Here is a 13359-nt window from a genome sequence, read left to right as displayed (position 1 = left end):
TTCTAAAAGAAGATATACAAATGAAGGGAAAGTTAACCAAAAAAGGGGCGGCCATTCAATCTATTATTTCTATCAACAAACAATTGCAATGCGAAGGCTTGGACTCCTTCACCGACTATGGCAACGAACGAGGACTACAATGCTTCGTTGGAAGAAACAAAAACCCGCTCTCAAATGAAAATTTGAAAGCGGGTTTTACTTTTTGACAGTCATTAAGTTATATTGCCTTTGATACGTTGAATTTCATAAACTGCTTCCATAGTATTAACAGCGCCCTTCTTTGTTTGAAGGGACATCAACCTTTGCGAACAGAACGGTCAGGGGGCTGAAGTTTATGAAGTTTTATATTCATGCTGAATTGGTTCTTTTAAACTTAGAATGATTAGGAACCCTAGAATAAGTAGGAATCCAAAGTAACCAAACGCAAGGTTATAATTGTTTGTTGTATCCAAAATAGCTCCTACGATCATTGGGGAAAAAAAACCGCCAAGATTGCCGCCGCTGTTTACTGTAGCTATCGCTACTGGGTAGGTATCTCTGGTGGTTAAACCCATTGGATATGCCGTAAAAGCAGGCCAGCCTATATTAAGGAAGAAACCAGCAAGACCCAGACAGAGAGCAACAAGCGCTCCGTTATCCGGAATATTGATAATAACAAACATCATGACGGCTGCAGCAGTAGCAGTTATTAACATAGTAGGTTTGCGTCTTTTCTCGAAAACTTTATCTGATAAAAATCCGCCAAGAATAGCTCCCAATAAACCGCCAACAGCCGGCATCGATGCTACGAATCCCATTTTCATAAAAGAGTACCCTTTTGCAACCACCAAATAACTTGGAACCCAAGTCAAAATTCCATATATTACACTGTTCATTAAAAAATAAGTAAGGGTATTTCCCCAAATATTCCAGGAAGCAAAGACACTTTTAAATGTAGTTAAAGGTGCTGCTTTTTGATAACGAATGAATTTATCGAGCCAGCCAAAGGATTTTTCCTTGCCAGAACTTACTTGGATTGCTTGACTTTCGCGAATATACCTAGCTTCCGCTTCGGAAACATTTGGAGAATCCTCAGGTTTAGTTCGTACAAAGGCATACCAGATAATTGCCATAATAATACCCGGTATAGCAAACCAATAGAACACAGATCGCCAGCCTTGGGTGACAGCTATCCATGAAGCGATAATAGGAACCACAATCGGCGCCAGCTGGGTTGAGGCAATAAATACACCTGTAGCCGTAGCCTTCTCCCTAGCAGGGAACCACTGGTTAATTGTAGAAGTCATAGTTACAGGTGCAGGTCCTTCTGCAATCCCTAATCCTAAACGAAGCAATACCAAAGAGGTTGCATTTTTTACTGTACCAAGTAGGAATGTTACAAGTGAGAAGGCAAGGATTGCAAGTGCACCTATACCCCTTGACCCCTTTTTACCCAGAGCAAAACCTGCCGGAATTTGTGTAATGGCATATCCCAGGAAAAAGAAACTCGCAACCGCACCAGCCTGGAAGTTATTTAGAGTAAACTCTTTTTGAATAAACGGTAAAACAACTCCAATATTCGTTCGGTCAGCGTAACATACAAAATAGGCACCAAAAATAATAGTCAAGACTACCCAGCGAAAGCTTGATTTTGTCTTTGTTGATGGTACAGCCTTAATTTTGGATTGAGGTACTGCCATCATTTTCACCCTCCAACAATAAATTAAAATGATATAAAAAAATCAGATTCACATAAGTAAGTATCTGGGTGTAAAGAACAAACCAGGCATTTATTTTCAAACTATTCAGACATAAAAAATAAAAAATAATAGCTGCTCTTGCGATCATCCGAGCAGTTCACTAACCAACAGTTCTACTAATCCGTTTAATTCTGCAGCTTTTCGATAGCGGAGTATTTAACAAATAATCTTTCTGGATGTTTCTCCATGGCCATTCTTTCCTGTAATACTCCTATTATCAGCAATTTTTAGACAGCCATGTTATGTAAGAGACAGCAAAAGCTTATATTTACCTACTCATGCTTCTTGTCCTATATCTGGAGGATCACTATATCTTTGTCTTCCCGCGATATCAGAAATAATCATTTTTTAAAGTTTAACTGGGGTAATTGGCTTTTTTTCACTTAGAACATTCAGAATATTATCAGCAGCTAATTTGGCCATGTTGATTCTTGTTTGAACACTTGCACTTCCGATATGAGGAAGCGTGACAACATTAGGTAGGGAAAGTAAAGGATGATCAGAAGAGACCGGTTCCTCTTCAAATACATCAAGACCGGCAGCCCAAATCTTGCCTTTCTTTAATGCGTCAAATAATGCGTCTTCATCAACAATCCCGCCTCTTGCGGTATTAATGAGAATGGCATTGCTTTTCATAAGCGATAATTCCTCTTTCCCAATGAAGTGGTAAACCTCGTGACTAAACGGAAGGAGAAGGCAGACAAAATCCGCTTGCTTCAATAAGTCCCGCAGTTTCGTGAAATGGATCTCCAGCTCCCTCTCTTTATAAAATTTTTGCGTGCGATTATAATAAAGGACATTCATGTTAAATCCTTTCGCCCACTTTACAAGCGCTTCCCCTATTCTTCCTAATCCAACTATCCCTAACGTTGCACCATATACTTCCTGGCCTGTATGCTGCATCGGGGACCAAGCTCCCCATTCCCCTTTGCGAAGGCAGTCAGACGCATCTATGAGCCTCCGGGCTGTTGCCATTAATAGGGCAAACGTTAAATCTGCGGTTGTTTCAGTGAGTACACCAGGAGTATTAGTTACAATAATCCCCTTTTTTTGAGCCGAGTGTATATCGATATTATTAAAGCCGACTGCCATGTTACTGATAATCTTTAAACGGGTTGCTTCATTAATGACCTCTTCATCAACCATGTCTGTCAATAAGCATAAGAGGCCATCTGCATTTTTAATTTCCCTGAGTAAAATTTCCCTCGGTACCGGGATTTCCTCCTCTTCCCACATCCTTACATTTAAATCGATTGAAAGTTTGTCGATTACATCCTTAGGTAGTAACCTCGTTATATATATGGTTGGTCTCAACTTGTACTCCACCTTTGGCACTTTGTCCTGTGCTAATTGCAAAGAAAGTTTTTAATGAAGGATACAATTCGTTGAATATATGATAAAGCTGAGAATACGTTTCCCGCATGCCGACCTCAGGCTTAGCCGTATATATGGTTCCATTCCCTATAGCAGTAGCTGCTTCTTCCAGAGAGGAAAAATAGCCAATAGCAGTGCCGGCTATGATACAGGCTCCTAATACACCCGTTTCGGAAATAGCTTTAATCTTAATTTTTTTCTCCAGAACATTCGCTTTGATTTGGGCCCATTCCCTGTTTTTAGATCCCCCGCCGATGGAAGACATGCTTTCTGCCTGTAATTTGTAACACTCTTCAATAATTTCATTGATCTGTCTTAGACCATATGAACAGCCTTCCAAAATGGCACGATACATATCGGCTTTTACAGTATTCAAATGGATGCCTACAAAGACCCCACGTGCGTTAGTATCCCAAATCGGTACTCGTTCCCCCTGCATATACGGCAGGAAGAATACACCGTTCGCACCCGCAATCGATTGCTTGGGCAAATCCTCTAAAATACGTTTTGAATGGCCTTCCGGTTTTAAAAACTGCTCGTAGAACCATTGGATGGCTAAACCGGGGAAAGACATTGCCCCATGGGACAGCCAACGATTTTTCATAACATGGCATCTATTCAAAAATCGCTTATCCAAACAATCAGGCTGGTCTGTACAGACGGTTAAAACATTTGAGGTTCCAACGGATTCAAACATTTCATTCACGCCGAGACCAAGTGCCGCTGCTGAACAGGCTGTATCAGCCGCCCCTGCTATAACCGGAATACTATAAGATGAAAAATCAGGCAGGAAGTTTCCAATAACCGAACTCGGATCCACAACCTCAGGAAGCTTCCTGGCATCAATACCCACCTTCTCGTAGATTTCTGGTGACCAATTATATTTTTCAATATCAAAAATTCCAGTGTACGAACATTGTGTCCAATCCATTAAAAAGTTCCCTGTGAGTTTGTGCAAAATAAATGTTGAAAGGTTTCCCCACTTATATGTTTGCTGATACAAATCGGGATAATGGTTCTTAAACCATAGATGTGTTGTAACCGTATACATCCCAGGCTCTATCCGGTTTTTTGTGATGTTAAACAATAACTCTTTACCCACAGTTTCTTTAATAAGCTCAGATTCATCCCTGCTTCTTTGGTCTAAGTAAACAATACCGGGGTAAAGGGGATCTCCCTTTTCATTTAAAAACACAGAACTGTTGCAAAAAGTAGAAAGAGAAATGGCATCAACTGAGCCAATGGTATCTACTTGCTCCCATACTTTCAAAAGCAATGTTTTCGTCTTATTCCATGTATCCTCTAAGTCAATTTCCACCCAACCCATTAATGGGTAAACAAGGGACAGAGGCTGGAACTCAAGAAATTCCAGCGCTCCTTCCTTGTTCATCGCACCTACTTTAATACCGCTCGTTCCAATATCTATTCCAATAATGTGAGACACGGCTCATCACCCTTAGTATGAAGTTACTGGTGAATCCATCAACTCGATATACAGCTCCATCGTTTCTTTGACAGTACCTTTATTATGAATAATATTTTTAAATGCTTTTACAACCGCAGTTGGATTTGGATTGTTCCATACGATCCTTCCAAAAGTAATGCCTACTCCCCCAGCATCAATGACGTCATAGACCATTTGAAAATAATCTTCTATATTATTCCCGTTATCCCCGCCTGCTACGACTACCTTTCCTGGAGTCGAGGAAACAACCTTGTGGAACGTTTCTGGATTTCCAGTGTACTTTGTTTTTACAATGTCAACGCCAAGTTCAGCGCCTGCACGAACGGCATAGGCCACATTCTTCCAATTATTTTTATCCTCTTCAGGAATTTGATTTCCTCTTGGATAAATATGGGCAATCATCGGAAGTCCGTGAGCCGCTGCCTGCCCGGCAATAATCCCAAGATTACGCAGCTGTTCCGGCTGGTCATCACCGCCAACAATACATCCCATTGAAACGGCATCAGCTCCTAATCGTACAGCTTCATCAACCACTGTAACCCATGCGTCATAGTTGGGCTGCCATGGTGAGAAGGTAGAGCATTTTAAAATAAAGCCTGTTTTACCCGCATGGGGGCGGTAACACATATCTGCAATTCCTTTATGCATGGTAATAGCATCCGGGCCACCAACAACGATTTCATCCATCTTGCGCTGGATTGGCATGAGTTCTTCAAAAATCCCACGTGCCATTGCCTGGTCGACTGCCACTGCCAAAAGCTTTCCAGATCCCTGATTTAAGAGGCGATTCATACGAATTTCCTTACCTAAAAAGGACATCGTCAACACTCCTATTCTTACTTTTTATTGGGTAATCACTGATTTCATGCCATTTCCATTTTTCACATCCATAATTGCTTTCTCAATATCCTCCAGAGTGTAGCCAGTAGTGGTTAAAACATCTGTGTTAATTTGACCGGTAGTTATCAAAGAAAGTGCTTTGTGGTAATCGGCTCTTGTTAAAGACGATGTACCGTTTATATTAATCTCGTTATAATGTATAACATTCGGATCTATTTCCGACATTACACCATTTGTGAATCCAGCAAATAAGCTTAATGTTCCGCCCTTTTTAAGCAGGGTGGCACATTGATTGACCAGTGACGGAACTCCTATTGCCATAATCACTACATCAGCACCTAACCCATCGGATTCGCTTAATACGATATTCTCCAGTGATTCAGTGAGAGGATTCACCGTAACATCTGCACCAGCCAGGGTGGCTTTATTCCGTCTATGCTCGATTGGTTCACTTAGAACAACAGACCTAGCCCTTGCTATTTTAGCTAATTGAACATGCATCAAGCCGATTGGACCGCCGCCAATAATAACGACAACGTCACCCATTTTAACACTTGCTTTTCTTTGTCCATTAATACAGCAGGCAAGCGGCTCAGAAACAACTGCTTGTTCAAAGGATAAATGAGCAGGAATTCTAACAAGATTTCCAGCCTCCAGGGCAGCAGTTGGTATCCTTACATATTCTGCAAACCCACCATCAAACTCATATCCAATGGCTGTTCGGTTTGCACACACATTCTCTCTTCCATTCAGGCAGTAATAGCAATTCCTGCAAGGAATTACAGGCATAACCGCCACTCTGTCCCCTTTAGAAAAATCCTTCACTTCTAAACCCACTTCGACAATAGTGCCAACAAGTTCATGTCCTATAATCGAAGGAGTTCGAACACCTTTGGTCTTTTTTCCTTCAAAGATTCTTACATCCGTACCGCAGACGGCACTAGCGTTAACCTTAACAAGTACTTCATTTTCATTGATTTCCGGTTTTCGAACCTCTTGAAGCTTAAGTTCGTTGGGACCGTGAAAAACCGCTGCTTTCATGGCCTGTTTCTCCTTTATCCTTGGTTTTTTGGCAAAATTTTTCTAAACAAAGCAACTGAATAAAAAATATACATCCCCCTTATGTGCACCTTCCCCCCTCATTTCAGACTGGATGCGCTTTCATACAACTTTAAAGAATCAATTAAATATTCAGAAAATAACTTACAAGACCATAATAGCATGTGGTGGTAATTTCCTTCAAGTAATAAAAATAAAAAGAGAAACTTTTTTTCACTACGAATTAAAGTTTCTTATCAATCGTTGATTTCCTTGTTTTCTGAAGGTTTTGATAGTACATTTCATATTTCTGGTTAGCTACAGCAGCGACCAAAATATCAATTATGGTTAATTGAGCTATCCTTGAGGAAATTGCATCGGTACGAAATAAGGTTTCATTTGATGCTGTTTGTAATACAATGTCCGAAATCTTTGTAATAGGGGATTTGGATGAGTCAGTTATACAAATAAGAGTTGCTCCTGCTTCTTTTGCTAATTTTAGAGCAGATAATACATCTGTATTGGAACCCGTATGAGAAACTCCGATAACCACATCTTTATTGGTTAAAACGCTTGCTGACATAGCTTGTAGAACGGAATCGTTATAGGCAAATGATTTTATCCCTAATTTCAATAACTTATGGTGCGCATCAAGTGCCACAGTACCTGATCCGCCAGTTCCATAAAATTCGATTAGACGGGCATTTGATATGGCATTGACCGCTTTCTTTATTTCTTCATCATTACAAACCTCGATCGTATCATATAAGGCTTGTATGTTGGACTGGAAAACCTTCTTTTTTATAGTTACAACATCGTCGCCTTTTTCAATAATTTCGTGAATAACTTTTTCTGGGGTCATTACTTCTTTGGCCAAATTTATTTTTAAATCCTGAAAGCCCTTGTATCCTAGCCGTTTACATAAGCGAACGACAGAAGATTCACTTGTTTCACTTCTTTCGGCAACCTCTGTTATTGAAAGATGGATAATTTCTTCTTGATTTTGTTTAATGTACTCTATAATCTTTTTTTCTGAATCCCTCAACTTTGACATAGCCGCATTAGTTCTGGTGAAAAAGCCAGGATTTGTATTTACTCTCAAATCGCTCATTGCGTGACCTCTTCTTTCTCTTTCTTTCTATTCTCTATTCTATAATATCTGATTCATAATTTTCTACTTAGATTCTTAACAATTACTCAACTTAAAAAGTTTCAACTCATTAAGTGCTTCTATAGCCTTATTTGAAAATCGACCCGGTGCCACAAAATTCATTAGAAAAACATCACCACAACGCGGGAGATGGCTTGCCCAAATCAAGATTTAACAATCTAGTTCCTTAGTAAACCTCTAGTAATCTCCCAGTCTAGCATCATCGGACAAAAAAATTCGTTTCCACAAAACATACAAAAGTCGTAATAAAGACTTCTCTCCATTAAATAGTATGATAAAAAAGCTGGTAGTTACTGCCCCCTCAAGTTGGAGTATTATAGAAACTTTTTATCGTATAAGGAGGAGTTAACCCGATATGTCTTTTATATCTTAAAACATCCGTTTGTATTTTTAATGTCTCCCTGTACGGAATTATCCACTTTGGGTTGTTATTTAGGAAAATGGTTGGGGTACTAGATAATAATTTAAATTCATCAACTTATTGTCTTATCACATGTCTGAGGATTTTTTTTATTTTGTTTATTTTTATTTGCCAATGGGTATTTTAACGGTACAAAACAGTAAAACAAAAATTTTTAAAGGAGGAACACACAAATGAGTTTTCTTTGGGCACTTATTATAGGTGGTATTATTGGTTGGTTAGCAGGAGTAATTACAGGACGTGACGTTCCTGGCGGAATCATTGGTAACATTATCGCAGGTTTTGTTGGCGCTTGGCTCGGCGGACTAGTCCTTGGTGACTGGGGTCCTACCGTTGCAGGTTTTGCCATCATACCAGCGATTATCGGTGCAATTGTCATTGTATTGATTGTCAGTGCAATTTTGCGTGGTATGCGAAGAAACGCATAACACTGATAACTAAAAAAACCGTTACGCCAAAAGGCGCAACGGTTTTTTTATGTTGCAAAATCTTTTTTAAAAACATGGAAGACCTTGGAATATCCCATCTTTCATAAAACCGGTGGGCGTTTGTTCGTGCTGTGCCGGACGACAGGGCCAAACAATTACAGTTGTTTTGCACCGCAAACGATTCATTGAACGAAAGCAGCGTGTAAACATCTCCCAATTCGAAGAAACCCGCATTCTATGATCCATGTTCCGCTTCTTCTTTCCATCAGTTCCCAGTGTCTTTTTGTTATCTATGTCAGATCAAGTAATGATACGCTTTACTTGAGGTGTTCTACATGTTCGTTAGTCCGATGCTTCTACATAAGATTGAGAAGCCGTTTAATGGTGAAAATTATATTGCTGAGTTAAAGCTCGATGGGATTCGCGCTATTTTTTCAACAATGGGCGAAAAGTCTAAACTTTACACTCGGCACAAAAATGATATTTCTGCTCGCTTTGGTGAGCTTCTTTCTTATCCGTTACCTGCTGGCACGATTCTGGATGGTGAGCTTGTTGTTACAGATGAGGCCGGCAAGCCCGACTTTGAATCCTGCATGCAAAGGTTCTTTCGTTCTAAAGGTCAGATTACGTACTGTGTTTTTGATATTCTCTATTACAAGGGCAAGGATGTTACCTCACTCCCTTTAGAACAACGTAAGCTGCTCTTATTTGATGTGTTGCCCGATGACTCACCTCTTATCGCAAAGGTAAAGTCTCTTTCAGGTTTGAACAGTGAACAGCTTTTCTCTTTATGCTGTAGTCAATCGTTAGAGGGAATTTTCCTCAAAAGGAAAGATTCTGCTTATATGGTTGGTCAACGCTCAAAAAACTGGCTTAAAGTAATCAATTACTCTTTCGAGGATGTGCTGATCACCGGTTACCGTAAATCTAAATTTGGATGGATCCTTAATTTTGACACCGGATTGCCAGCCGGCACACTTGAATTCGCCCCTTCTCATGCACGCCAGAAAGTGTATAGCATGGCACATAATTCTAAATATGAAGAGTACGGTGATTTTGTTCGTTTTCCAGCCGATCCTATAAAAGCAAAAGTGAAATTCCGGAACTATACAAAAGCTGGTTTATTGAGAACCCCTTCTTTTGAAGAATTTCTCTAAACCCTTTCCTCTTTCTTGTCCAACATTTTTGAGTATTCGCGTTCCAATTCATCCAGCCTTAATGTAGTAAGCCGCCTTCCGTCTCTTGTTTTCCATACACCCATTTGCAGAAGATTCAAAATAAGTACATGCCTTCTTACCTCCAAGCTCTCTCCTCCTTAAGTCAGTCTCTATCTTGGCCTAGCGTTTGCCTGCTATAGGTTGTCCTCATCTCCTTCAGCAAGGAGTGCCGAAAAAATCTTTAGTATAATGTTTAAATACGCAGAATACTACGTAATATAATCTATGAAGACTGCATACAATTTGTTTGGATGTTCCTGCAATGGAAACGCAAGCATTTCCGCTTGCAAATTCGTTTGTGTTTTTAATTTCGAAAGTTCGATTCTCCCTAAAAAAAGAGCAAAGGAGATCTCCTTCCCTCCCATAAATACAAATCGCCTTTTTCTTTCAGACTAGTGTATTCGGCCTTCGCATTAATGATAGGTGTCCGGTACATCAATACCGATGAGTTTCCCGGCAGCTGCGAGTCTTCCTGTAACTTCATTAGACAACGAATAATTCTAAGTTCTGTAATAGATGGTTCCAGTGATTATGTTCATGTCCTCTTGAAAGGACAAAACCCTTTCTCTTAGCGTAAGGGACTAAGAGAAAGGGTCGAAAAGGGGTGGCGTGAAATTCATTTTAACACCTGTGCAAAATAAAAAGGAACAAAAACAGACCTTTTTTAAAAACTCTTTACAACTTTACAAACTATAACCCTTATTGTAACCAGCTTTACGACTGTCTTTTGATATGAAATTCCCTTAACGGCCCCGTTCCTTATCTATACGATGGCTTGTATCTTCCGCTGAAGATACACACACAGCCTTCATTCCATTAGGATGTTACCTTCCATAACGGAGCAAAGTGATCGAACAGGGAGTTAGAAGAAAATCGGTTATTTTTAGATTTTTATGTTTTATACGAACAAATGTTCGTGTATAATTTATTGAACAGGGTGATTACATTAGGATTCGAGATCAGTAGAATCTCCTACTGACATTTTGGTAAATTCAAGGAGGATGAAACATGTCACAACTGTTCTTTATTGTAGTAATAGGTCTTGTCATTTCTGGTATATTTATGGCATCTTGGATAAAAGGACAACAGCAAAGTGTAAACTATCTTTACATAACAAATTCTGTTTTCCATCCATCTTTCGTTCAAAAATCGATCGATAATGAGAAAAGGGACTAAGTGACATAAAAAACCCATAAAACTATCTTTTGTATTCTCAAAATCTAATGGTGCTCCGAACTCCATTCCTCTAATGTCTTGGGCACGAGCGAAATGCCTGAGGCTTTAGGTCGTTATCACTGAGCCACTCGTTTATTTTTTCAATATCATAGTAAATGGTACGTTTTTACACATTGAATTTCTCGATCAATTCATCCACTGAGATGTATGCTTCGGCCTGCGACAAATGGAACAACATGGCAGTACTGCGCTGATCCAATGACATCACCTCACCTCCATACATAAGGACAATTGCTTATTTCCACTATATAAAAAGTCACGTGTAAACCATCCGCCCTTTTGGCGGCTGTAAAACAGAAAAGGGCTGCTGCCGCCTAACGGAAAGGGTTCGATGCCAGCAGCCGTTAAAAAGGCTTCCAAAGCGAGGAGTCCAAACCACTTATTACACTATCATTTTATCCGGTTTTTTTACCTTTTGTTTGGTCATTAAAAAACTCTTTAAGTATCCTTTTATGTTCCGTATATTTGGCCTTGTGCAGCTAGTAACTTTAGTGCACAAAAAGATAAAACGTATATTGAAACAATGGCTTAAAATACGCACTGAATATTCAATCCCTTCCTCCCTACTTTGAGGCTATGATTTCCCCAACAAAAAAAGACACCAGGATGAGTTCTCCCGATGCCTCATTTTTTATATTCTATTCCTCGTAATTAAATAACACTTCCCATGTTTCCCGGCCAACGACCCCATCCACTGTAAGGTGATGCTTTTTTTGAAAACCTTTTACTCTCACTTCTGTTTTCGGTCCAAAGATGCCATCAATTTTAATGGAACCCCCCGCATCATTTAAGCGTGCCTGAATCCTCGTTACATCCTGGCCTCGGTCACCCAGCTTAATGACGTGTCCAGGATAAGGCACTGGCGTGTGATATAGAGCATGCCATGTGGAGGGACCCACAAGACCATCCGTCTTTAAGTAGCGATAGTATTGAAACTGCTTCACTTTCTTAAGAGTCACCTTACCAAAGATTCCATCCACCGTAATCGGTATCCGATTCTTGTTTAGCTGTGTTTGTACTTTTCTAACATCAGATCCACGGTCCCCGTATTTAATGACGTGCCCGGGATAAGGATCTGCCACGCTCATTTTTTCTGATTTCACCTCGGAACTAGCGTTCGCCGCGGCTGGGAGTAAAGCTTGCAGTGCAAGAAATCCTGCTGCTGAAAAACAGATCAACGATTTTTTCATGCTCATACACTTTTGCCTCCTTACATGGATTTGGAAAAAATACAACAATATCACTTTATACGAAAATTCTTGTACCAAGCAACCGATAAAATAAAAATGCATATAAAGTACCAAAAAACACCATAAAACCCAACTCCTGATGTTTTTTAGGCATTTTCCCAACATGAGCCTTACCGTGTTTTAAGCCTTTTCCACACCAGTCCGACGAGAATGCAGGAAATGATGGCTGTAAACAGCTTGCCTTCCCACGTAGGTATTATGGTCGGAATTTCTATTAACGATATTTCTTGAAAAAATGAATAAAATTATTTGTATTTTTCCATCCAGTTATGAATGACGTCTTTTAGATTGCTGGTCCCTTCCTTTATGTCTTCAAAGATCATCGCAAGCAAGGCAAACTAGGAAATTTCCTCGTTGTATGGATTGTTTTTATTGATGTATTTCCGGTACCTGTTTTAATTCCTTCATTCTGGCTGCATCTATATGCTGATGCAGATAGCACTTTACGAAAGCATTCAATAGATGAGTGTTTCGGATACTGGCATCTATTAATAGTGCTGTCGCTTTTGATGGGGTCACGTCCAATGCGCGAGACAGGGAATAGATGTTTTCATAGGTTGCTGGAGTAAAGCGAATGGTGATCCGCTCATTCTTCCCTGATTGCATTTTCTTCTGTAATGATTCCCGTCCCCAATCGCCCATATAAACGGTATTAAGAAACTGCAGATCTCTTCGGAAAAATTGAGATAAGTAGTCCAGCACGTTCCTCGATTGCAGTCCTTTTTCGCATATGGTTTCGGCCACATCCTTAACCGGTGTATTCGTGATGTAGGACAAGCGATATATACAATTTTTGAGATGGCTAGAAATTGTCGGTTTGACGTCTCGTTTTTTATCGGAACGAACCTTTCTCGAACAATAAAGGTGACCAATTACAAATCGAATCAAGAAATGAAAAGTTTTAGCGATCTTGATGAAGCAACTATTTATATTTACATTTTACTAAAAGAATAAAAATGAATAATCTAAGGCGAGGGCTAAACTCGAAAAAGGCAATTCTTTATTCTGCCCTGAATCCCTGTGCCGGAACACAACGGTTACCGTCGGAACCGTTTGCTTTCGCTGGCCGTCCGGGATAGACCCACACACGGCAAAGAAGGAAATCCGTTAGTTGTATGGCGCTTAATTTTCTGCATCGGCTCAGCTAACCGGTCAAGTTTTATTTAGAGACGTGTTATTA

The 13359-nt window shown here is 39.9% G+C and carries 13 protein-coding genes; 4 read left to right on the top strand and 9 right to left on the bottom strand.

Translation table 11 applies throughout. The features are described 5' to 3' along the window. Positions 1 to 20 precede the first annotated feature (20 nt). The gene (locus QYF49_RS23495) at positions 21 to 206 is read left to right on the top strand and encodes a hypothetical protein (protein WP_290402021.1); all 186 of its coding nucleotides are present in this window, start codon (positions 21 to 23) and stop codon (positions 204 to 206) included. Positions 207 to 332: 126 nt separating this feature from the next. Here QYF49_RS23495 and QYF49_RS23490 read toward each other — a convergent pair whose 3' ends face one another. The 6 genes from QYF49_RS23490 to QYF49_RS23465 form a co-directional block, all read right to left on the bottom strand. Next, a complete protein-coding gene (locus QYF49_RS23490; protein WP_290402020.1) occupies positions 333 to 1682 on the bottom strand; it encodes an MFS transporter in 1350 nt (449 codons plus the stop codon). Between the two features lie 405 nt (positions 1683 to 2087). Next, the gene (locus tag QYF49_RS23485) at positions 2088 to 3053 is read right to left on the bottom strand and encodes a 2-hydroxyacid dehydrogenase (protein ID WP_290402019.1); all 966 of its coding nucleotides are present in this window, start codon (positions 3051 to 3053) and stop codon (positions 2088 to 2090) included. After that, positions 3016 to 4557 (bottom strand): xylulokinase, encoded by a 1542-nt coding sequence (locus QYF49_RS23480; RefSeq protein WP_290402018.1) that lies wholly within the window; start codon positions 4555 to 4557, stop codon positions 3016 to 3018. Before QYF49_RS23480 ends, QYF49_RS23485 begins: the two co-directional genes overlap by 38 nt. Positions 4558 to 4569: 12 nt before the next feature. After that, positions 4570 to 5397, bottom strand: coding sequence for a class I fructose-bisphosphate aldolase (locus QYF49_RS23475; protein WP_290402017.1), 828 nt, complete (start codon positions 5395 to 5397; stop codon positions 4570 to 4572). A 24-nt stretch (positions 5398 to 5421) separates the two neighbouring features. Continuing rightward, positions 5422 to 6459: a zinc-dependent dehydrogenase gene (locus tag QYF49_RS23470; RefSeq protein ID WP_290402016.1), complete on the bottom strand. Its 1038-nt coding sequence runs from the start codon at positions 6457 to 6459 to the stop codon at positions 5422 to 5424. Positions 6460 to 6700: 241 nt separating this feature from the next. Further along, positions 6701 to 7567: a MurR/RpiR family transcriptional regulator gene (locus QYF49_RS23465; protein ID WP_290402015.1), complete on the bottom strand. Its 867-nt coding sequence runs from the start codon at positions 7565 to 7567 to the stop codon at positions 6701 to 6703. A gap of 654 nt (positions 7568 to 8221) precedes the next feature. Between QYF49_RS23465 and QYF49_RS23460 the strand changes: the two genes are divergently transcribed. After that, positions 8222 to 8476 carry a GlsB/YeaQ/YmgE family stress response membrane protein gene (locus tag QYF49_RS23460; RefSeq protein ID WP_290402014.1) on the top strand — a complete coding sequence of 85 codons (255 nt, stop codon included), beginning with the start codon at positions 8222 to 8224 and terminating at the stop codon, positions 8474 to 8476. Positions 8477 to 8811: 335 nt separating this feature from the next. Then, complete coding sequence (locus QYF49_RS23455; RefSeq protein WP_290402013.1) at positions 8812 to 9633, top strand: ATP-dependent DNA ligase; 822 nt, start codon at positions 8812 to 8814, stop codon at positions 9631 to 9633. Here the strand turns inward: QYF49_RS23455 and fbpA are convergent. Beyond that, the gene (gene fbpA, locus QYF49_RS23450) at positions 9630 to 9779 is read right to left on the bottom strand and encodes a Fur-regulated basic protein FbpA (RefSeq protein ID WP_290402012.1); all 150 of its coding nucleotides are present in this window, start codon (positions 9777 to 9779) and stop codon (positions 9630 to 9632) included. The two genes, QYF49_RS23455 and fbpA, sit on opposite strands and share 4 nt — an antisense overlap. Positions 9780 to 10701: 922 nt before the next feature. On the opposite strand from fbpA, the gene QYF49_RS23445 reads away from it, so the two are divergent. After that, complete coding sequence (locus QYF49_RS23445) at positions 10702 to 10869, top strand: hypothetical protein (protein WP_290402011.1); 168 nt, start codon at positions 10702 to 10704, stop codon at positions 10867 to 10869. Positions 10870 to 11567: 698 nt separating this feature from the next. Here the strand turns inward: QYF49_RS23445 and QYF49_RS23440 are convergent. Then, positions 11568 to 12125 (bottom strand): peptidoglycan-binding domain-containing protein, encoded by a 558-nt coding sequence (locus tag QYF49_RS23440; RefSeq protein ID WP_290402010.1) that lies wholly within the window; start codon positions 12123 to 12125, stop codon positions 11568 to 11570. A gap of 423 nt (positions 12126 to 12548) precedes the next feature. Further along, positions 12549 to 12956, bottom strand: coding sequence for a hypothetical protein (locus QYF49_RS23435; RefSeq protein ID WP_290402009.1), 408 nt, complete (start codon positions 12954 to 12956; stop codon positions 12549 to 12551). Positions 12957 to 13359: the final 403 nt, after the last annotated feature.

Source organism: Fictibacillus terranigra, assembly GCF_030412265.1.
GTDB lineage: Bacteria > Bacillota > Bacilli > Bacillales > Fictibacillaceae > Fictibacillus_C > Fictibacillus_C terrinigri.
This window is presented reverse-complemented; position numbering and strand designations above follow the sequence as displayed.